Raw genomic sequence first — 22,548 nt, 5'->3', positions numbered from 1 at the left:
TGAGGAGTTGAGATGAATGGAATGGCAGCAATTACAAACAGAGCAAGAAAAGATTCATGCACAACTTAGAAAAGCATCTAGATTAAACGAACAAAATCAGTTAATTGATGGGCAAATTAAACATACACAACAGGAAATAGACACTCATACAACAGCAGCACTCCACCAAATTCGATCCAAACTTGATAAATTGGATGGTTTCTCGTTTATGAATATGATTCGTACATGGACAGGGCAACAAGATGAACTGAGGGCAGAAAAAATTGATAAGGCGGCAGTACTTGAATTAAAGCTGAATGAAGCAAAGAAAATGCAAAATGATTTAGCAGAGGACAACGTGCAAGTGATGAATCAGCTTGCCCAGATTGATGAAAATGCGCTACAGCAATCACTTCAACAGGTCTACCTTAAAAAGAAGAAATATTTACAGATTCATGATGCTGCCCAAGCAGAAAGGCTAGAGCATTTAGCACATGAGGAAATGCTAACAAAGCAGCTCATTAGAGAAATTAAAGAGGCGGAGGAAGCGGGAGAAGTAGCTCTTACAAGGCTAGGGCAAGCAGCAGCTTCATTACATTCGGCCAATGGATATTCCACATGGGATACATTTTTTGGCGGTGGGCTGATTGCTACGCACTTAAAGCATGATGCACTCGATCAGTCTGAAAACTATTTACATAGTGCTCAAATTGCGTTACAACGGTTTCATAATGAATTATTAGATGTTCATGAAATGTCTACGAAATCGCTGCATATTGAAACAGATGGGTTTGTTAAGTTTGCTGATTACTTTTTTGATGATATTTTTTCAGCATGGTCTGTTCATTCTAAAATCTCGACAGCAAGGGAACAGGTCTCGCGTGTTCAAGATGATGTACATAATACGATTTGGCGCTTACAGGATAAACATAATAAAGCTGTCAACTACCTACAATCATTAGAAAAAGAAAAAGAGCTTATTTTCAATGACTAGGGAAAGTCTGAGATTTTTCTCAGACTTTTTATTTTGGTAGTATTGTTCAATGATTTCAACTCTTCTGACGTTGTGCTAAAATGATACATATACTATAACGTGGAAATACACGTAAACTAAGGGAGTTTTACAACATGACAAGTCGTTTAGTAGAAGAGTTTTTTGAGCTCGTACAAATTGATTCGGAAACAAAACATGAACAACTAATAGCACCAATTCTTGTAGATAAGTTAACTGCACTTGGATTTTCAGTGATTCAAGACGATGCACATACGCGTAATGGACATGGGGCAGGTAATATTATTGCCACATTAAAAGGCACATTGGATGTAGAGCCAATCTATTTCACTTCTCATATGGATACTGTCGTTCCAGGAAAAGGCATCAAACCGTCTTTACGTGAAGATGGCTATATCGTATCAGATGGTACGACGATTTTAGGTGCCGATGATAAAGCAGGACTAGCTGCTCTATTTGAGATGGTCAAACGTTTGAAAGAGCAAAATATTGCACATGGCGATATTGAATTTATTATTACGGCTGGTGAAGAAAGTGGCCTTGTTGGCGCTAAAGAGTTAGATCCAGCTAACATTAAAGCAAAATATGGATTTGCGGTTGATAGCGATGGCAAAGTTGGTGGTATCGTGACAGCAGCACCATTCCAAGCGAAAATTTTCACAAAGATTATTGGAAAAACGGCACATGCAGGGGTTGCTCCTGAAAAGGGCATTTCTGCCATAACAGTCGCATCAAAATGCATTGCTCAAATGAAACTAGGTCGTTTAGATGAAGAAACAACAGCGAATATTGGGCGTTTTGAAGGTGGACAAGCGACGAATATTGTTTGTGACGAAGTGACAATCCTTGCAGAAGCACGCTCTATAGACAAAGCTAAATTGGATGCGCAAACAAAGCATATGCAAGATACGTTTGAACAAGTAGCTGCTTCTTTAGGCGCACGTGCAGAGGTAGAAGTGAAGCTAATGTATCCAGGCTTCCGTGTAACGGAATCTGATAAAGTAGTTCAGGTAGCTATGGCTGCTGCACGCAATATTGATCGTACACCGACACTAGGCATTTCTGGTGGAGGCTCAGATGCAAACGTCATCGCAGGCTTTGGTATTCCTACAGTTAATTTATCTGTTGGATACGAGGATATCCATACAACAAATGAAAAAATACCAGTAGAAGAACTTGAAAAATTAGCAGATTTACTAGTAGAAATCGTCAAAGAATCGGCGAAAAACTAACAGTCGAATAAGGATGTGACCCTATGGAAAGTGTCAAAGCAGTCGTTTTTGCTTGTGGGACAGAGGAGTATGCTGTGCCTGTGGAGCAAGCGATTTCAATTGAAAAATTAGAGCAAGTAACACCTATTCCTCATTTACCTAACTATCTTCTAGGCTTTACAAGAATTCGCGGTGAGCTTGTACCTGTTCTTGATTTTGAACGCATACTGTACAATCGTTCATCGAATACAGCAACTGCTCGTATCATTGTGTTGAATACAGATGTTGTTAATTATGGATTACTTGTTACAGAAGCACGTGAAATTCTTGATTTCGATGAATCAGTACTTCAGCAATTGGGTCTAGTCAATTATAGTAAAACACGCTATTTTACTGCGGTAGCTAATCTTGAAAATCGAATGATAACATATGTTGATCCAAAAATACTGGTTAATTCATTAGAGGGCATTCGAGAAATTATCGATTATTTACACAAAATGCTTGAAAATGAAAAGGAAAACGTAGAGGCTTAAGTACTCTACGTTTTTTTATGTTTGAATAGTAAATTTAACCTGTATTTTGTCGTTTTTACGTGATCATACATGTGACAATTATGCATTATACCTACAGACAAACAATTGCTAACCGCGTATGATAATGATTAAGAAAAAACTGAAAAAGGCAAACTTCACCGAAAGGGAGGGACGCAAAGCCATGAGTCTAAACACTATAATTTCAGTGCAAGATTGTCAGGTTGCCAGGTTCTGTTCTAGGGGCCGTGGCGAGTAGAATGGAGTTAGTTCGTATGAAGAGACAATTAAAAGTATGGACCGCACTAATCGTCATCATGATTAGTTCATTAGCTTTATCAAGTGGAAAGGTTGATGCCATGTCTATACAGGAAAAGGCTACATGGCTGTGGGATACATCCCTCATCATGGATGACCAAGAAAAAATATTATTATTTTTAGAACATAACGATGTCAATAAAGTTTATCTGCAAATCGATCAAGGCATAGCGAGCAATGACTATAAGCATTTTATTAGTAACGCTTCTCACAGAGGTATTCGCATTTATGCATTGGATGGTGCTGCAAGCTGGGTTTCAGCTGAGGGTAGTCGAAGCCAAGACGAATTGTTTAATTGGTTACATACATATAATGAGAATTCAACTGAATCTGAGCAATTTTCTGGGGTTCACCTTGATGTAGAACCTTATTTAAATAGTGGATGGAGCTTACATCAAGCACAAACGATAGAATCCTATCAAGCACTAATAATGAAAGCAAGTGAGAAGGCAAGTCAGTTACAACTTACTTTAGAAGTAGATATGCCATTTTGGTTTGATGAAGTTCAGTATAATAACCAATTTGGAAAAGGGTTATTAGCTGATTGGGTCATTGACCATACGGATAGTGTGACGATCATGGCCTATCGTGATGCTGCAAAAGATATTATCTCTATTGTAGAACATGAAATCGCTTATGCTTCCACTGTGAATAAATCAATTGTAATTGGTGTAGAAACAGGCGCTTCAGAGGAAGGGGAAAATATTACTTTTTATGATAATGGAGAAGCCTTTATGAATGAACAGCTTATACTTGTTCAGCAACATTTTTCAAATAACGATGCTTTTTATGGAGTAGCCATTCATTATGTGGAGAATTGGATGACCATGCGTCCATAAAAAAAGTCCTTCCAGTGTTAAACTGGAAGGGCTTTTCTATTGGTATTAGGACAGTCGACCACTGTAGTCCTCGAATTTAAATTCACGAATGACTTTAATACCTTCTTCATCATTATAAGAAACGATAGATGGTAAGTTGACACCGTTAAACATATGGTTTTTCACCATTGAATAATGAGCCATATCTGTGAATACAAGACGATCACCTGGTTTTAATGGCTGTTCAAACGAATAATCGCCAATCACATCACCAGCTAGACATGTTAGTCCGCCTAAGCGATATGTGTGTGCTAATTCATTTGCTTGTCCAGAACCAATAATCATTGGACGGTAAGGCATTTCAAGTACATCAGGCATGTGACATGTTGCTGATGTATCTAAAATAGCAAGATCCATTCCATTTTCTTGAATATCTAGCACCGTTGCTACTAAATAACCTGTATTAAGGGCTACTGCTTCACCTGGCTCAAGATAAACAAGCAGGTTATACTTTTCTTGAATATAATTAATGATGTTCACAAGTTTTTCTACATCATAATCATCACGTGTAATATGGTGACCGCCACCGAAGTTTAACCATTTCATTTGGTGTAAAACATCACCAAATTTTTCCTCAACTACTTCAATAATACGCTCTAATGTATCAGAATTTTGTTCACACATCGCATGGAAGTGTAAGCCATCGATACCATCAAGCTGTGATTTATCAAAGTTAGCCAATGTTGTACCAAGGCGAGAGTTTGTGTAACAAGGATCATAAAGAGCTGTTTCAATTTCAGAGTATTCAGGATTCACACGAATACCACATTCAATTGTTTTACCAGCAGATTTAACTTTATCCTTGAACTGAGCCCATTGGTTAAATGAGTTAAATACGATGTGATCCACATAGCCTAGAAGCTCGTCCATTTCATGCTCAATATAAGCAGGTGCATAAACGTGAACTTCTTTGCCCATTTTTTCATAGCCAAGACGTGCCTCATGCAGTGAGCTAGATGTAATGCCCGCTAAATATTCCCCTACTAGTGGGAATGTTGAATGCATAGAGAAGCCTTTAAGGGCTAATAAAATGCGGCAGCCTGTTCGATCTTGAATTGATTTTAAAAGCTCAAGATTCTTTGTTAATAATCGCTCATCCACTACATAAGAAGGGGATGGAACTTTTGAAAAATCAATTGGTTTCATCGGCTTAATTCCTTTGCATCTAAATCAAGGTCTAATAATTCTGGGTTATGGCTTTCTTGCCATGGTAGACCCCATTTATTTAGTGCATCCATGAATGGATCTGGATTGAAATCTTCCACATTCCATACACCTGGTTTACGCCATTCACCGTTCATCACAAGCATTGCACCGATCATAGCTGGTACGCCAGTTGTATAAGAAATCGCTTGTGAACCAACCTCGTTGTAGCACTCTTCGTGGTCACATACGTTGTACACATAGTACGTTTTTTCTTTGCCATCTTTTAGACCGCGAATGATACAACCAATGTTTGTTTTACCTTTTGTACGTGGTCCAAGTGAAGCTGGATCTGGTAATACCGCTTTAAGGAAGTGGATTGGTTGAATCATTTGTCCTTCAAATTCGATTGGCTCAATTGACGTCATACCTACGTTTTCTAACACTTTTAAGTGTGTTAAGTATTTTTCAGAGAACGTCATCCAGAAGCGGATTTGTTTTAAACCTTTGATATTTTTTGCAAGGGATTCAAGCTCTTCATGGTATAGAAGGTAAATATCTTTTGGTCCGATTTCAGGTAGGTTATACACTTCTTTTTTCTCAAGTGGTGCAGTTTCAATCCACTCGCCTTCTTTCCAGTAACGACCATTCGCTGTAATTTCACGAATGTTAATTTCTGGGTTGAAGTTTGTTGCGAAATGATATCCATGATCTCCCGCATTGGCATCCACGATATCGATATAGTGGATTTCATCAAATTCATGTTTTTGTGCATGAGCTGTGAAAACGCCTGTTACACCTGGGTCAAAACCGCTTCCAAGTAATGCAGTTAAGCCAGCTTTTTCAAACTTCTCTTTATAAGCCCATTGCCATTTATATTCAAATTTTGCCGTTTCAGGTGGCTCGTAGTTTGCAGTATCCACATAGTGCACACCTGTCGCTAAGCAAGCATCCATAATCGTTAAGTCCTGATAAGGTAGAGCCACGTTAATCACTACATCTGGTCCGAAAGCTTTAATAAGCTCAATAACCTCTTCTGTATTGTCTGCGTCTACCTGTGCAGTATGAATTTTTGTTTTTCCGCCGTCTAGTTTTTCTTTTAGAGCGTCACATTTTGAAACAGTTCTACTTGCGATACAAATTTCCTCAAATACGTCCGAATTTTGAACACACTTGTGTACCACAACACTGGCAACTCCGCCAGCTCCGATAATCAATGCTTTACCCAATTGTCTACCCCCAAGTTCATATAAAGTATTGTCAAACAAGCTGATTATACAGAAAATTGATATACTACTCAATCATTGTTTTAAAATTTTCTACAAAAAATTTTATTTTTCTACAACAATTAGACGTATACGGAGGGGATTGCCTCGGAAAAGAAGGGAATCATGAATAAATCTACAACGCCATTTTAGTAAAAATAGCTGTTGTATAGACTTAAATAATTGGTGAAGTTTCATCACAATTCATCCAAGATACTACGACATCAAGTAAATATTTTTCTAAATGAATGTTTTGACATAGTATCTCTTCCGATTGACGATTTGATACCATCTACTAAATCATTTCTACTAACTTTACATAAAAAAATCCCTCTACATATAGAAAGGGAAGGAACCACATTAAACGTGCTACAGGTATCTGTGTACTGGAAAATGATGCATATTATTTCAGAAAACGATTGGATACTTGTTGTTTTTCTTCCCCCCATATATAGAAGAAAATCACAAGCAAAGTACTAAAAAAACCCATCACAAGAGCATACGTACTGAGGGCTACTCCCACTTGACTTTGCATGGCATAAATAAAAATGGCCCCTATTGTTAACAAGTTGCCTGTAACAATCGATACTAGATGAAAGCGTTTATTCATAGCAAGCCCTCCTATTAGATGAATTGGTAATGCTCAGGATTTAAGATAATTAACTTCAATTATCGCACAATTCAGAACTTTTTCCAATGTTTTTATCTTACTAGAATAATTAAAGATGCTTTTTTAATACATCTTTTTGTAGTATGATGAAACACAAAAGGAATATTCATAGATTATTACAAGAAAGGGGAGAGGATGGATCGTGAAATTACGCAATTCATTAACTTTTCAACTTGGGACGATTATCGCTGGTATTTTAGTGGTGATGCTAGGGATTACTTCGTTCGCTACATACATAACTGCTTACAATAAACTTTATGATGCTGCTGGTGTTGAGGCCTATGGCTGTGCCAATATTACGACAGGTTTGATCAATCCGCAACAATTGGACAAGGCCATTCAAGGCGACAAGGCTGTACAGGAAAGCATTGGGAACGATTTGAACTGGACAACAGGTCATAAAGATATTTTCCAAACACAATATATTTTATCGTTGGATGGCACATTATTAGCGCTTGATGATCATTTGGCTGAAAAAGGTTATGCCCCTGGTGATCAATTTTATTTAGATAAAGAAGCTATTGATATGTTGCTTACACATAAGCATCCAACATATTCACAGCCTTATACCTATGCAGGGATGGACCGTTTATCTGGCTATGCCCCTATTTTTAAAGACCATGATTCCAGTAAAGAAATTATTGCCATTAGTGTCATCGACTTTGATGCTAATATCGTGAAGGAGCGAACATGGGATGTTGTACGAAATGGGATTTTAATTAGTATTTTCCCTATGCTAATTGCTTCCATCATTACAGGCTTTTTAATTCGTCGTAAAGTAAGACCGATTAGTGTGCTGATTCAGCAGGCGAAAGAAATTGCCAATGGTAATTTAGCTGTACCTGAAACAAAAATTAACAGTAAAGATGAAGTAGCGGATTTAGCGAATACATTAAATCGAATGACAGCTAATTTACAAAATATGATTATGACGATGCGTTCCACTTCTAACACTTTAACGAATAACGCAGATGAAACCGCTTCCACCCTGAACGATATGAGCAATACCATTCAAGGTGTCGCTAATAATATCGAAGAGGTAACAAGTGCCGTGACGGCAGGGATGCACCATGCTGAAAATGCGACAGATGTTCTTACTTCTTTAGCGCAGGACCTTCAAATGATTCAAAGCAATACCAATAACAGTGCTGATAATGCTAGACAAACGATGGAATTAGCAACAGAGGGTGAGCGACTAGCAAAAGATATAAGCAATGATATGGCATTAATCCACAGCGGATCGGGTGAGGTACAACAAACAGTAGAAAACTTGGTTACATCTGCAACCAAAATTCAAACGATTACAACGTCTATTGCAAACATCGCATCACAAACAAATTTGCTAGCACTGAATGCTTCCATTGAAGCGGCTAGAGCAGGGGAGCATGGCAAAGGCTTTGCTATTGTTGCTGAGGAAGTACGGAAGCTTGCTGAGCAATCTAATCAAGAGGTATTGCAAGTTGAACAGCTTATTCAGGATATAATGAAGCATGTGCAGCAGGTCATGTCATCTACGAATGATAATACGCAATATATTGAAAAAGGAACAGAGACAGTACGTCTAACCGCACAATCTTTAGGAAATATTTCTACAGCAGTGGCTGCCACAGTAGAAGAAATGATTACCATTTCTAATGCTATGACCGCTGAAAACGAAAAATCTACACGTATTGTGCAGATGATTCAACAATTAACAGAATCTATTCGTGATATAGAAGAAACGATGAATATGATTACTGTCGCAGCACAGCAAACAACTGCAAGCATTGATGAGGTGGCACATGGCTCTAATGAAACAAATCACATGGCACACACACTCGAACAGCATGTAAAGGCGTTTAAATTAAAAGAATAATAGAAAGATTAGGACATGTTGGCTTTTGCTAATACTACTTAAATGGTAAACTAGCAATAAGATTTTTCTTTTGCGAAGGTGAGGATTTTAATGGTGGTAAAACAAATGAACGAGCAAGTTCAACAAGTCAATGACTTATTTTTGAGTGGTCAAGTAAAGGAAAGTTATCAACTAGCCAAAGAAATATTGGGCAATGATACAGCGATCGCAGAAGAGGCCTATCAAGTCATTCAGCAGCATGTGGCAATGCTAGAGGCAAATGGGTATGCAAATATGCCTCAGCCTACTGATGACAAAGCAAAGCAAAGTGTGGAACGTATAGATGGTTCATATCCAGAACGAGATGTTCTCGCAGCTTATATAGGTAGTCAGGATGATGAGCAATTTGGTAAAGTGGTCGATGAATTATTAGCAGGACCTATAGAAGCGCAGGCGAACGCCTACTATACAATGGCAGAATATTATGTCCTTGCAAAAGAACAGGATAAGGCATCAGTACAGTATGCGGAGGCAATCAAATTGCAGCCTAATAAGGCATTGTATTGGGGAGCATTTGCACAGTTTTTAAATCGTCACGAAGGTAGCCCTTATTCGGCATTAAGACTGATTGAAGAAGCAATACTCCTAGATGGAATGAATCCTCGTTGGCACTATATTCAAGGTAATATATTTTTCCAGCTAGTAGCAGCGACAAAAAATTTAAGCTATTTACCTGCCTTGGAAGAAGCATGGGAGAAAGCTGAAAAACGTTGTACAGCTAAGCAGGTCACATTGAAATTGGATTTGGAGAAGTCAAAAGATTTGTTAGCGCAATGGAAAAAGCAAATGCTCTAACAGGTATCTATTAATAATTATTTCCTTTCAAGTATAATTATGCTATAGTGAAACCATAAACGGACGTATGAAGCTTATCGATGACATGAAAGAAGTGTTTTTTTGAGTTTATATGTAGCGTATGTATTGGTAGGACTTGCCATTGCCATGCCTGTAGGAGCTATTACAGTAGAAATGACAAAGCAAGGACTCAAAAATGGTTTTATGCACGGCTGGGCAGTTGGACTTGGTGGCATGACCATTGATATTGTATTGGTTTTTGCTTTGTATATGGGACTAGCTTCCATCTTGGCTATGCCTTTAATTCAACTACCTATGTGGATTATTGGAGCGGGCTTTTTATTCTTGTTAGGCTATGATTCTATCAAGAACGCTGACCATGATATTACATTGGCAGGAGAAAAAGTAACCAAATCGTTTTTTGCCTCTTATTTTAACGGCTTACTAGTGGCCATTTCGCCTGGTAATCTTGTTTTTTGGGTCAACGTATTTGGTGTGGTGCTAGCAAAATCTTATGGACAAGGGGAGTCAACGAGCTTTTTAATTATTGCTGCTGGTGTTTTAAGTGGAATTTTACTCCACGATATCGGTTTGCTGACCATTGTCTCGGTTACTCGTAAAGCTATGAATCGGAAGATGATTAGGACATTTACCATTGTCGCAGGATTCTTATTGATTGGTTTTGCTTGTTATTTTATCTATGAATTTATACAAGGAATTAAGATTTATATATGAAAAGTGCGATCCCTAAAGATCGCACTTTTTTTATTGCGCAATAGCCTCAGTATGCTCTTTTAAACAAGCTAAAATTTCTTCTGCTACTTCATGCGCTAATGCTAGTTCTGAAGTAAAGCCAACACAAGAACAATTCATCTCACCTAAAATATAGCAATCTTCTCCGACTTCATTGGTATCTAGCATAAAGTCGGCTGTCCAGATTAGCGGTAAATCATAATTGCCTAGTAGGTTTGTTACTTGAGGGAGCTGCTTTAAAAAGTTTTGTACCAGCTCTTGCCAGTCTTCAGGTTTGTCATAGCGATATTGAGCGCCAGAGAATAGAGTTGCACTAAAGGCATCCTCGGTAGCAGCTGGTTTTTTATGTACGACGTGTACAGGATGATCGCGCAACATGAATAAGCGGATTTCGCCTTCTGTAATCCTTGGAAGAAAGCGCATATCGATTAACATACCATTCGTCCCTGTAATATACTGCTCACAAAATGTCATAAAGTCGCCAAGCTGCCAATATTCTACATGATTATCTTTTGCTTCAGTACATTTGATTTGTGCATCAAGTGGCACTTCAGTGATACCCTCTGCTAGCGGTTCCACCAATTTTACACGCCAAATACCTTCTCCAGTTGAACCACGATTTTGCTTCAAAACACGCTCTGTTAAAGCTAAGGAAGTAGGGAATTGTTTTTTGAATGCTTCGATTGTGTAGTAGGCAAATGTATCATCAGGTACTAAATTTGTTGTCGTCAGTTTTGATAATACGTCTTTTGAACCATAGCTAATCATGGCGTCTGGATGTGGCATCCCTATAACGCCAGCTTGGCATAGCTCGCGTAGCATAGCAAAGTACTCTTCCTCATGCTGTAAGTTGCCTGGGTTAATGCGAGATACATAGGCAATACCATGTTCCTTAACATAGTGAAAGATTTCCTGCTTTTTTGTGATATCAAAGAAGAGTACCTCTGCATCCTGTCCACGTTGCTGTAGCGCTTCCACCATTGGCATTGTATCTGGTCGATAGCCATCTGGGCCTTTATCTGTGCCGCCTTCCACCTCGAAAAAAATAACTTTTTTATCCATAAAATACCTCCTTATATCTGTTGTTATGTTCAGTATAGTAGACAAATAAGGAGAAAAGATAGATAAAATATGTAAATTTTATGTATAAATTCATATATTACTATCTCGGTAATAGGAGGTATTGACTATTAAAATTCATAACTCTCTTAATTTTCTGTTTTCAAGCTTGCTTTTTCTGAAATACTGTAAGGTATAAAATCATAAGAAGAATTAGCAATGTACCAATAAACTGATAGCCACCAAAAGCAATCTTTAACCACCAAACACTTGTGATGACAGCCATTAATGGTTCAAGACTACCTAGTAGGCTTGACTCCTTTGGTGAAAGATAGTGCAAGCTAGCAATATAAAACCAAAAAGCGAGCATTGTCCCAAAAATAACAATAAAGAGAAAATAGGCAATGGTTGAAAACGTCCAATCAGATAGATCGATAGCCCATGGTGGGTGAGCTATACTCATTACTATACCACCGATGATCATCGACCAGCCGACAACTAGTAATGAATGGAATTGCTGTAAAAGTGGGATGGCATAAATGGTATAAAATGCAACAGAAATACCAGATAAGATACCCCATAACACAGCCATTAAAGGAACGGACAATGTTGAAAAAGAACCGTTTGTTAATAATAAAAAGGTCCCCACAAGTGTAAGTGACACAGCTATACCATCCTGCTTTGTCAATGGACTTTGCCTCGTTAGAAAGTAATAAGCCATGATAAACAGTGGTGCTAAATATTGCAATAATGTGGCTACAGCTGAATTACCAATAGCGATTGACATCATATAGGTGTATTGGACAGCAAGCATGCCGAGTAGGCTAAATAAAATTTGTCTAAAAGCATTTTGCTTTGTGCGCCATATGACGAAAATGGATTCATGCCGATGGGTCATTTTATAAATAGCTATTAGTAACAGACCTGCTAAAAGTAAACGACTAGAAACAAGCCAGCCGACCTCTAAATTGTCCTGCTGAAATAGTCGTTGGGCAACGGTCCCTCCGATTCCCCAGAAACTTGCTCCAAGAATAACTAGTAGAAAGCCCAGTGTACGTTTATTTTGGATAATTTGATTCATCTGTTTACATCTCCTAAACTATCAATATAAGATGATTATAAAGTGATTAAGTGGAAATAAATATCGATTTAATCCAATAAAATATCAATATATTGAGGTGTTAGAGATGCCGTTAACACATATTAAAATTGCCAAGGATTTACAAGAATTAACCTTGCATGGAACAAAAGAATTTCCAGTTGCCTTGTATGAAACGATTATGCGATTAGAAAGCATGGATTTTCTACCTCTCCATTGGCATAAAGAAATACAATTTGTTTTTATAAAAAAGGGATGTGCTCAGTATCGAGTGGGGACCGACGTTTTTGTTTTGAACCAAGGCGAGGGGCTCTTTATTAATGCCTCTGGATTACATGAAGCAAAGCCTTATCAAATTGAGCAAGCGATCGTTTATTGTGTAAATGTAGATCCAAAGTTAATGGGGGGGCATGAGGGCAGTATCTTTTTCTCAAAATATGTAGAACCGTATATTACAAGAAATCGAATACCTTATGTCAAACTAACAGGAGAGTTGGCACAGAAAGTAGCAACGATTGCGGAATTAATGCGAGAGCAAACCGCTTTTTTTGAGTTAAAGGTACGGAGAGAGCTTCTATTTATTTGGGAATCCATGCTAACCCAATCCTTATTGACAGAACAAATAATGGATTCTGCCACTATTGTGCAGCATGAACGAGCAAAAGCTATGCTAGATTTTTTACATGCACATTATCAGCAGAAAATAGCATTAGAAGATTTAGCTAGCCATGTGTATATAAGTCGCGCTGAATGTAGTCGTTTTTTTAAGAAAATAGTGGGCATGACACAGTTTACCTATTTATGCCAATATCGACTGCGCAAAAGCATAGAATTATTGAAGGGTAATGAGCTATCGATAACAGAAATAGCTGTTAATACAGGCTTTAGTACCGTCAGTTATTATATTGAAAAGTTTAAAGAATACACTGGCTATCCGCCACATGTTTATCGTAAGAAGTTTTTAAGTGTGAAAAATAATTGAACGTGAATGGAAATAGGACCATCTTTTATTCTCAAATTCTATACAAGATGAACCATTTGGCATAAAGTAAAATTATTAGTAGAGAGGGGCATTGTGAATGATGGTCTTAAAAAGTAAGCAAAATATTTGGCTAGCCTTATTATTAGTGGTATTAGCGAGTAACTATACACTCTATAATACAGGATTTGGCACATCCCTTTTACCTATCGAAACAAATGGTGTTGTCATGGGCTCATTAATTGACTGTATTGTGGTGGTGCCTGTGCTATTTATGCTTTATAAAGGTAAATTTTCATTAAAGCAAGCCATCCTATTAGCTGCAGCTGGCTGTATTGCTGCACGTTTTATCATTCCTATGGAACACCTTCAGCCTTATGTGGCAGTGACATGGGCTGGCTTTGCGATTGAAGGGTCTATTATTCTATTAGAAATTATCCTAGTGGCAACACTTGTACGATACCTGCCAAAAATCCTAGGGGAAGTGCGGAGAAGCTCTTTACCAGATCTCTTTTCATTTTCAAAAGCTGTAGAAAAACATGCACCCAAGCATCCAGTTATTCAGATGATCTGTGCTGATTTATTAGTGCTTTATTATGGTTTCGCGAGTTGGAAAAGACAAGAACGACAAGGTTTATCTTTGCATAAAAATTCTAGCTATATCGCTTTTCAGCTCATGATTATTCATGGGATTGCTATTGAAACGATTGGTATTCACTGGTGGCTACATGAAAAGTCAATGATACTTTCCATTGTGTTGCTTGTTTTTAATATTTATTCAGTAATCTTCTTTCTTGCGGATATGCAGGCTATTCGCCTAAATCCTGTTTATGTCACAAATGATACATTGTACTTATCTCTGGGATTAATGAAACGTACTGAAATTCGTTTTGATCATATTGCTGAAATCATCGAAGACAAGGAGCGGTTAGAGGGAAAATTATCAAAAGATACGATAGACTTTATAGCACGTGATTTTGGTGAGGCCTATCCGCATTTTATTTTGAAAATGAAGGAGCCTGTGGAAGTAACGTTTATGCTAGGGATCAAGAAGCACTATAGTCACATAGCCATTAAAGCAGACCAGGTTCAAGAATTTAGACAAATGCTTGTAGAAGGAATGGCAATGAGCCAACATCATTAAAATTACTTATAAAAAAGTAGTAGTCAATGTTTTGTAATCAAAACATTGACTATTTTTTTATTGATTGATTTTAATACTATTTAAACTAATTTTAACCTTCGGATTTTATAGTTTTAATGTACTGAGAATGATTGATTTACAGGAGGGCTTTGTTTTAGCGAAAGATTGAGAAAATTGTATGCCTGAGATAAAAGGGGAAGTGTAATAACAGCACGAATTAGTACATGATTAAAAAACCGCAATGTTCAACAGGGCTATATGGAAGTTCCAATAACGAAGAGATCAATCAAATACAGTCTATGACAGAGCAACAGCCATCCTTTGGTATGTAGTGAACGGATTGAAATGACAAAATTCCAGCCTGCACTAGCAGAATTAAGGACAGAAAGACGATATGAGCAGATTACATATTATGTAGAAACACCAGATCACTTGTTCCAAAATTTTCTTTATTAAAAGGCGAAGCGCATTTATTGGAGAAATATTATAATAAGCTTATTGAACAACATACCATTTCTGACAGCATTACAAAAATTTTTATTCCCGTACATCCAATCGATGTTCTTAAAGAACAAGTAATGTTAGAAAATGAAAATGTAAGAGTAACAAAAGATACGAAAACAAAAACCTCTGCATCTTTCTAGTCGATCAAAATCTACGAGCAAGTATTCCTTTACTGGTGTTTTTTATGTAAAGGATATCCGTCCTACTATGATCGACACTACAACAAGTAAAGAGGAGTTATTGAGAAACGCTACTATCTGTTCATTCGAAGAGTAGCATTGCAAAAATATAAAGCGGTTACAAAGATGATAAATAACTAGCATAGAAGAGGAGGGATTGTGTATGAACGATTGCATTCTTTTACAGTCTAGTCAAGATTGGCATCTACAGAGAATGTATATGAAGAAGTTTAACAAACTGGTACTGGTAAAAAGTGTTCATCATAATTCAGCAGAGACAAGAGCCAAACTACAATATGAATTTTCCTTGTTTTCGAATGAGCAAAATCCTTGGTTATTAAAGCCAATAGCTATTGATTATATAGATGATCAATATGCAATCATCTATGAAAATTTTAATGGAGTCCCCTTAAAGCAATTCAGTAATAACTTGATTTCTTTGCATCAATTTCTCCAGATTGCCATTGACCTTGTCAATATTTGTATGAAAATGCAACAAAGTGGTTTACTTTATCTACACCTACATCCTAATCAAATCTTAATCAATCCTAATTCTTTAAAAATAAAACTATTAAGCTCTGAATTTAGTACAAAATATGATGTAGAATCTCCAGTTGTGATTGAAAATCCCTATGAACGACTAGAACAGCTACCCTATTATGCACCTGAGCAAACTGGCAGACTTCATTTAGAGGTAGACTATCGGACAGATTTATATGCACTGGGGACCATTTTTTACGAAATACTGGGCGGTCAATTGCCTTTTCAAGCAAAGGATGCTGTCGATTTGATTTATGAAATCATCACAAAAAAACCAGAACCATTGGTAAGTTTAGACAGTCGTTATCAATCATTGCTTTGGGAAATGATTGAAAAGCTATTAGCTAAAAACCCAGCTGATCGTTATCAAAGTGCCATTGGTTTGAGAGAGGATTTGCTACAAATCCAACAGAAACTTTTAGTAAACGAACCGCTTGAAAATTTCCTGCTTGGTGAACAGGATTTGCATCTGAATACGGGACTGTCTACTAAGCTTTATGGGAGAGAATCGCAATTCGCAGAGCTTTCCTCTGTTTTTCGTCAGGTTGCAAAAGGTGACAAAAAGATGGTTACGATATCAGGACAAGCAGGGTATGGAAAGTCCAAGTTAGTTCAAGAATTAAAGGGTGAAATAGCGGCCGCAAAAGGCTATCTTATTACAACTAAGTATGAGCAATTGCAATTAGAAAATGACTATTCCATTGTTATCCATCCTTTAAGGAGTTTATTGAAATTTATTTATATGGAAGGTGAAAGGTCTGTCCATTTATGGAAAAAATTATTTCAAGAGGTTAAATTAGTTGTGACAGATGAACTTATCCATCTATTACCTGAACTTAAATGGTTTGTGAAGGAGGAAGTACACTTCCAAAAAGAAGTTAGCCAAAATACAAAACAGCTCCATTCCTATACGTTTATATCGATTCAAAAAATTTTATTAACATTTGCTATGCAGAAGAAACCAGTTATATGGTTTGTAGATGATTTGCATTGGGCCAATCAAAGTACAGTTGAAATTATGACCCAAATTTTTGAGCAACACCGAGCAGGATACTTTATGATGATTGGTACATTCCGAGTGAATAAGGACAGCGCAGAGGAGGAAAATCAGCAAAGAACTTCTAGTTTTTCGAGCGGTCATCATATCCATTTACCCTTGCTTCAGGAACAACATGTTCAACAATGGTTGGAGGCATCTTTCCAGGCAAAGCCTCATACCATACAGATAATTGCCAAGCAATTATTTAATTTGACCAAAGGGAATCCGTTATTTGTGAAAGAGGCGTTTCGATCACTCCAGCAAGATAACACAATTTATTTTAATGCAACAACAAAAGAATGGGAGTTTAATCGTAAGAAATTTAATTTATCCCGATTGAACAACGAGCTACTTGTCTTTATTGAAACTAGAATGGCTAATTTAACAACAGAAGCCCATGAGATTTTACGCATAGTTGCATGTTTTGGTCAGCGCTTTGAATTTACAGATGTCTTAAAGCTCGTGTCCTTATCAGCTCAAGCGTTATTAAAACACCTGGAAACACTTGTTGAGAATGGCTTTATTATTCCGTTAGATGCCCATTATAAATGGGCAAGTACGTTAGAGCATGAAGGAATTTTACATACATTTTCTACCAAATTCCGATTTGTTCACGATCGTATTCAACAAGTAGCTTATCAGGACTTATCAGGGCAATTGCGTGCTAAATACCATTATCAAATTGGCCAGCTTTTAACAGATGACTCTCAAATGGCTGCAGATCATGATCGATTAAGCGAAATCGTCATGCATTTCAATTACAGTCGCCACTTATTGACTGGGGAAGAAAAGCAAAAGCTGGCTATCTGGAATTATCAACTCGGTATTGAGGCTAAAAGAATAGGGCTCTTTGATAATGCGCTAAAATTTTTTACAACTAGTAAAGAACTATTAACGCCTGATCATTGGGAGACTAGGAGAGAACAGTCGGTTAAATTATATGCAAATTTAGGTGAATGTGAATATTTAACTGGCCACTACGAACAATCGGAAATGCATTTAACAGAAGCTTTGCAGCACGCAGAGACAAAATTAGAAAAACTGATGATTAACAATTTGAAAACGGTATTATACATTGAGTCCGATAACCCTACTATTGGTCTAGAAGCAGGCTTGGCAGGTTTTCAAGTTGCGAATCTTAAAATTTCAGCATATCCTAAAAAGTCACAGCTTCTAAAAGAGTATCTATTGTTGAAATGGGCATTGCGACATATGTCTGACCAAGACTTGTTGCAGCATCCGCCAACGAATAGTAAAGAAATTGATATTTTGATTCATTTAATTATTAATATGACGGCAAGTGCTTTCCTATTAAATCCTAACTTAACAGGCATTCTTTTAATGAAAGGGCTGCGTTTACAGTTGAAGTATGGCGCTACATCGAAAAGCGGCATGGTATTGATTAACTATGCTATGCTTTTAAATGCAGGTTTTGCCAATATAAAAGAAGCCACACGCTTTGGCAAACTTGCCATCATTGTTGCGGATAACCAAGAAAGCATATATATCAAGGGCCATACTTATTATGTGTATGGCGTGTTTATCAGTCATTGGACAGAGCCCTATGAAACCAGTATTCAATATATTAATGAGGCTCAAGCAAAAAGCCAAGAGCTCGGCTTATATCATTTAGTATCCTCAGCATCATGTTTTATTGTCGCTATACGCCTTATTCAGGGTGTTAACCTAGAGGATTTACAACAAGAAATTAGACGACAACAAGATGAATTTTCTATTCATGCAAGTACCCTTTCGATTGACTTTTTAGCCGAAATGGGGAGATGGATGAATATCCTCCGCTCTCCTCATCATCCTGTACATTGGGCCTGTTCTATCACAATACAGGATCAGCCTGCTATTAAAATCATGCATTATTCAGTGCGTTTACAAATGTCCTTTTTATTAGCGGATGAAATACAAGGGAAAGCGATTCTGGTTGAATTAAAGAAGCTAAGTAAGGACAGCTATACATTACCAATCACCACAGTCTATTATTTTTATCGGGCCATGTGGCAATTTCACTTTCTGCATAGTCAAAATTGTCAGGTACAGGAGCAGAGGTTATTTTTAATGGATATACGTCAAAGCCTCAAGAAATTTAAGAAATGGGCTGTTTATTCTTCAGAAAATTATGAGCATCTCTATGCTTTATTAATGGCAGAGAATTACCGTTTACACAACAATGACAGTGAGGCAGAACTCTATTATGACCGAGCAATACGATTAGCAAGTATGAATGGTTTTGTCCAGGATACAGCCTTAGCATATGAACGAGCTGCTAACTATTATCTCGCAAAACAGCAAAAGAAAACGGCAAGGCATTATATATTGAATGGTATTCAAAGTATTGAAACGTGGGGAGCAGAAACAGTTGCTAGCAGATGGGCAAGAGAATATCAAGTGCATCGCAAACTGGAGAATCACAGTAGAGAATCACTCACGTTTGATATGATGACGGTTTTTGAAACGACTCAATCATTTGCAACAGCTATTCGTATGGAAGAATTACTGCATAAAATATTGTTTTCACTGTTAAAGCATGTGGGGGCAGATAGTGGCTATTTCATTCATAAACAGCAGCATGAATTATTGGTGTTAGCAAAGGCGGAAGCTGCGGAAAAAACATTTACGATGTATGATCAACAAAGTATGGAGAATTTTAATGCGAATATGCAATCGATTATACGCTATGTTCTTAATAGTAAAGAGCATGTGATTATCGACAATACACAAATAACACAGCATCCTCTTTTCTCCTATTCGACGGCTAAATCTATTCTTTGCCTGCCGATTATCCATCAAAATGAAATTATTTCGATATTGTATTTTGAGAATACTTTAATGACGAATGCCTTCCATCCATCTCATGTTCAGCTATTGAAAGTGATTGCGGCTCAAATTGCCGTTTCTTTTGAAAATGCGAAAATATATGGAGATTTAGAAAAACGTGTTCAGTTGCGTACTAGGGAGCTAGATGAGACGAATCGGCATTTGATAAAAATGAATGAACGTTTAGAAAAAAATGAACTGGAACGTAAAAAACTCTTGCATAGTATTTCCCATGAATTACGCTCCCCGTTAACCTCTACATTAGGGTATATAGAACTTATGCTAGAGGGCGTGATTGATGACGCAGTAGCCAGAAAGAAATATTTAATACGAAGTAAAGAAAGGCTATTATCATTAAATAACTTAATTCAAGATTTGTTTGATTTAGCAAATCTAGAAGCTGGTAGAGCAGAATTTTCTTTTACAGAGGTAAAGGCAAAGGAATTATTTTTACAAATGGCAACCCGTTATGAGGATGAAGTAAAACAATCAGGATTAACATTCAGTGCTCACTTTTACGGTCATGAAGAAGCTCAGCTACTGATTGATAAAACGCGAATCAATCAAGTGATTGAAAATATCATGACAAATGCAATGAAATATACATCAAATGGTGGTATTCAATTGTCCTTCCATGTAGAGGACAAGCACTTGATTTGTTCGATAGCAGATAGTGGCATTGGTATTGCTGAGAGTGATCTTCCCTTTATTTTTGATAGCTATTATCGAGCAACTAACACTCATGAAGCACATTCGCATGGCATTGGCTTAGCTATCTGTAAACAAATTGTTCGCCAGCATAATGGTGAGATTTTTGTTGAAAGTCTTGAAAATGAAGGAAGCATATTTAGCTTTACATTACCACTAGTTAAGGTATTGGCAAAAAATTAAAAAGGGGTGGTGAGTGTTTTCTTACTTCTCACCACTCTCTTTTTTATAAACGAATTGGTAGCCAAAACCTCTCACTGTTTGAATCCATTTCGGCTTTGAGGGGATATCTTCAATTTTACGACGAAGCGTACTAATATGGACAGATACGGTTTTCAAATCAGTGACACCGTCATAGCCCCACACATGATCAATGAGTTGATCGACACTAATCACTTGATTCGCATGCTCAATTAGAAAAAAGAGGAGTAGCTTCTCCTTCGTAAATAAATTTAAAAGCTGTCCATCCTTATAAACATTTTTCTCATCTAAATGTATGGACAGATTATCTATATGTACAATATTACTTTTCTTTGTTGGGTTTCTTCTTTTTAAATTTGCTTGGATACGGGCCAATAATTCTTTTGGAATAAATGGCTTTGTCATATAATCATCTGCCCCCACCTCAAAGCCCTCAAGTTTCTGTTCAATTAGATGATTGACGGTCACAAAAATGATAATGACATCCGATACATCACGGATTCTTTTGGCTAACTCGAAGCCTGTACCATCTGGTAAATTAACATCTAACAAGATTAAATCTGGTTGTTGCGTGACAGCGAGATGCCAGCCACTGGATAGAGATGATGCCTTTAATACATTATAGTTAGCATTAGCTAGCGTGAGCGATAAAACCTCCATAATATCTATATCATCTTCCACTATTAAAATTTTCTCGTTCGACATATCTATTAATCACCTTCCTATTTCAAATATACCAACTTTTGTCTAGGTTGGGAATTAGAAGACTTAGGACTCGAATGATTTTAGAATCCCTCATAACCTTAGTCAAAATAATCATGCAAGTTTACTAAAAAAATAAAGACTTCTATTTCCCATGAGAAAATGAAGTCTCTAAAAAATTAATCTAGGTGTGCGATAGCATGGAGTAGATCGTCACGGATGGCCTCCCAAAATTGCTGTTGAACACTATCACTGTACGTATAAAGCTCTTTATGTTGAACATGCTCATAGATGGCAGCAATCGTTTCTTGATGAAAAGAGAGACGATGGTTTAATAGCTCTCGTTCTTCTTCAATACAAAATAGTTTATAAATATCGGATAAGCGTTCAAACTTTGCTAATTTCTGTGTCATCACTTCATATTGTGTTTGATGAAAACGTCCTACGGCAGAAGTCATTGAGATTTTTGCCCGATGCTCTGCTTGTAATGTCCGATACTCCTCTTGACGGATGGCCACACGATACCAAAATTCATAACGATTAGGTAATTCTTTTAGTTCATAGGTAAGTAATGATTTTAAAATTGAATGCACTTGTTCATATGTATCGATGATCTTCGCTGGTTCTTTAAAAATGCCAAACATACTACCACCCCCATGTAGTTTAATACTACGAGTGAAGATTAAAATCCTTTAAAATAATCATAATATTCAAAAGCGAGAACCTGCTAATTATTGAAACCCTGACTCCGTAGTTACGTAAAGATTTACAGGGGGTGAGTGAATGTATGAGTATAAATTTGTACAAACACATTTAGGTAGCTTTTTTCAGGAATCTACCTATCGGAAAACAATCGAAGAATACGCGAAGCAAGGTTGGCGTTTAGTGCAAGTATTGCCGATTGCTTATAATGGTCATGGGAAACCAACAGACTATGAAATCATTTTTGAGAGATTATTATCATGACTATCAATGAACGCTAGATTCTTGCCATAAATGGTGGGAGTTTAGCGTTTTCTTATTTTAATACAAAATTTGCTGTTTTTATTAACAAAAATAGTGTATTCAGAAAAATATAGAAATAGCATTTACAAAACAAAAATATATGTGTTAACTT

At 37.0% G+C, this 22,548-nt stretch carries 19 protein-coding genes and 1 riboswitch; of the genes, 12 read left to right on the top strand and 7 right to left on the bottom strand.

Annotated features, from left to right (window positions below; genetic code table 11):
* Positions 1-16 precede the first annotated feature (16 nt).
* The 4 genes from LBYS11_RS14075 (at position 17) to LBYS11_RS14060 (ending at position 3,889) form a co-directional block, all read left to right on the top strand.
* Positions 17-973: a hypothetical protein gene (locus LBYS11_RS14075; RefSeq protein ID WP_103118405.1), complete on the top strand. Its 957-nt coding sequence runs from the start codon at positions 17-19 to the stop codon at positions 971-973.
* Positions 974-1,107: 134 nt separating this feature from the next.
* A complete protein-coding gene (locus tag LBYS11_RS14070; protein ID WP_048392312.1) occupies positions 1,108-2,223 on the top strand; it encodes a M20/M25/M40 family metallo-hydrolase in 1,116 nt (371 codons plus the stop codon).
* Positions 2,224-2,246: 23 nt separating this feature from the next.
* A complete protein-coding gene (locus LBYS11_RS14065; protein ID WP_004231214.1) occupies positions 2,247-2,735 on the top strand; it encodes a chemotaxis protein CheW in 489 nt (162 codons plus the stop codon).
* A 137-nt stretch (positions 2,736-2,872) separates the two neighbouring features.
* Positions 2,873-2,964: riboswitch (cyclic di-GMP riboswitch) on the top strand.
* A 43-nt stretch (positions 2,965-3,007) separates the two neighbouring features.
* Positions 3,008-3,889, top strand: a complete 882-nt coding sequence (locus LBYS11_RS14060) for an amidase (protein WP_233732040.1) — start codon at positions 3,008-3,010, stop codon at positions 3,887-3,889.
* A 45-nt stretch (positions 3,890-3,934) separates the two neighbouring features.
* Here the strand turns inward: LBYS11_RS14060 and nspC are convergent, their stop codons facing one another.
* From nspC to LBYS11_RS14045, 3 genes are all read right to left on the bottom strand, one after another.
* Complete coding sequence (gene nspC, locus LBYS11_RS14055) at positions 3,935-5,074, bottom strand: carboxynorspermidine decarboxylase (protein WP_004231219.1); 1,140 nt, start codon at positions 5,072-5,074, stop codon at positions 3,935-3,937.
* Positions 5,071-6,300 (bottom strand): saccharopine dehydrogenase family protein, encoded by a 1,230-nt coding sequence (locus LBYS11_RS14050; RefSeq protein ID WP_048392314.1) that lies wholly within the window; start codon positions 6,298-6,300, stop codon positions 5,071-5,073. The genes nspC and LBYS11_RS14050 overlap by 4 nt, the downstream gene beginning before the upstream one ends.
* Positions 6,301-6,739: 439 nt before the next feature.
* Positions 6,740-6,946: a hypothetical protein gene (locus tag LBYS11_RS14045; RefSeq protein ID WP_054549177.1), complete on the bottom strand. Its 207-nt coding sequence runs from the start codon at positions 6,944-6,946 to the stop codon at positions 6,740-6,742.
* Between the two features lie 202 nt (positions 6,947-7,148).
* Between LBYS11_RS14045 and LBYS11_RS14040 the strand changes: the two genes are divergently transcribed.
* From LBYS11_RS14040 to LBYS11_RS14030, 3 genes are all read left to right on the top strand, one after another.
* The gene (locus LBYS11_RS14040; RefSeq protein ID WP_054549178.1) at positions 7,149-8,861 is read left to right on the top strand and encodes a methyl-accepting chemotaxis protein; all 1,713 of its coding nucleotides are present in this window, start codon (positions 7,149-7,151) and stop codon (positions 8,859-8,861) included.
* Positions 8,862-8,966: 105 nt separating this feature from the next.
* Complete coding sequence (locus LBYS11_RS14035; RefSeq protein WP_233732036.1) at positions 8,967-9,695, top strand: tetratricopeptide repeat protein; 729 nt, start codon at positions 8,967-8,969, stop codon at positions 9,693-9,695.
* Positions 9,696-9,797: 102 nt separating this feature from the next.
* A complete protein-coding gene (locus LBYS11_RS14030) occupies positions 9,798-10,430 on the top strand; it encodes a LysE family translocator (protein WP_048392317.1) in 633 nt (210 codons plus the stop codon).
* A 30-nt stretch (positions 10,431-10,460) separates the two neighbouring features.
* Here the strand turns inward: LBYS11_RS14030 and LBYS11_RS14025 are convergent, their stop codons facing one another.
* Both LBYS11_RS14025 and LBYS11_RS14020 read right to left on the bottom strand, forming a co-directional pair.
* Positions 10,461-11,510 carry a Cj0069 family protein gene (locus tag LBYS11_RS14025; protein WP_048392318.1) on the bottom strand — a complete coding sequence of 350 codons (1,050 nt, stop codon included), beginning with the start codon at positions 11,508-11,510 and terminating at the stop codon, positions 10,461-10,463.
* Between the two features lie 160 nt (positions 11,511-11,670).
* Positions 11,671-12,588 carry a DMT family transporter gene (locus tag LBYS11_RS14020; protein WP_103118402.1) on the bottom strand — a complete coding sequence of 306 codons (918 nt, stop codon included), beginning with the start codon at positions 12,586-12,588 and terminating at the stop codon, positions 11,671-11,673.
* A 106-nt stretch (positions 12,589-12,694) separates the two neighbouring features.
* Between LBYS11_RS14020 and LBYS11_RS14015 the strand changes: the two genes are divergently transcribed.
* From LBYS11_RS14015 to LBYS11_RS14005, 4 genes are all read left to right on the top strand, one after another.
* Positions 12,695-13,588 carry an AraC family transcriptional regulator gene (locus tag LBYS11_RS14015; protein ID WP_103118401.1) on the top strand — a complete coding sequence of 298 codons (894 nt, stop codon included), beginning with the start codon at positions 12,695-12,697 and terminating at the stop codon, positions 13,586-13,588.
* A gap of 97 nt (positions 13,589-13,685) precedes the next feature.
* Positions 13,686-14,729 (top strand): beta-carotene 15,15'-monooxygenase, encoded by a 1,044-nt coding sequence (locus LBYS11_RS14010; protein WP_103118400.1) that lies wholly within the window; start codon positions 13,686-13,688, stop codon positions 14,727-14,729.
* A gap of 473 nt (positions 14,730-15,202) precedes the next feature.
* Positions 15,203-15,373 (top strand): hypothetical protein, encoded by a 171-nt coding sequence (locus tag LBYS11_RS23705; protein ID WP_233732034.1) that lies wholly within the window; start codon positions 15,203-15,205, stop codon positions 15,371-15,373.
* A gap of 202 nt (positions 15,374-15,575) precedes the next feature.
* Positions 15,576-20,711, top strand: coding sequence for an ATP-binding protein (locus LBYS11_RS14005; protein ID WP_103118399.1), 5,136 nt, complete (start codon positions 15,576-15,578; stop codon positions 20,709-20,711).
* Positions 20,712-20,732: 21 nt separating this feature from the next.
* Here the strand turns inward: LBYS11_RS14005 and LBYS11_RS14000 are convergent, their stop codons facing one another.
* Positions 20,733-21,434: a response regulator transcription factor gene (locus LBYS11_RS14000; protein ID WP_048392324.1), complete on the bottom strand. Its 702-nt coding sequence runs from the start codon at positions 21,432-21,434 to the stop codon at positions 20,733-20,735.
* A gap of 176 nt (positions 21,435-21,610) precedes the next feature.
* Positions 21,611-22,075: a hypothetical protein gene (locus LBYS11_RS13995; RefSeq protein ID WP_103118398.1), complete on the bottom strand. Its 465-nt coding sequence runs from the start codon at positions 22,073-22,075 to the stop codon at positions 21,611-21,613.
* Between the two features lie 139 nt (positions 22,076-22,214).
* Here LBYS11_RS13995 and LBYS11_RS13990 point away from each other — a divergent pair, with 139 nt between their 5' ends.
* The gene (locus LBYS11_RS13990; RefSeq protein WP_048392326.1) at positions 22,215-22,397 is read left to right on the top strand and encodes a DUF4177 domain-containing protein; all 183 of its coding nucleotides are present in this window, start codon (positions 22,215-22,217) and stop codon (positions 22,395-22,397) included.
* Positions 22,398-22,548 lie beyond the last annotated feature (151 nt).

This window comes from Lysinibacillus sp. YS11 (genome assembly GCF_002896375.1).
Taxonomy (GTDB): Bacteria; Bacillota; Bacilli; order Bacillales_A; family Planococcaceae; genus Lysinibacillus; species Lysinibacillus capsici.
Note: the sequence above shows the minus strand (reverse complement) of the source record. Positions and strands in the feature narration are given on the sequence as shown.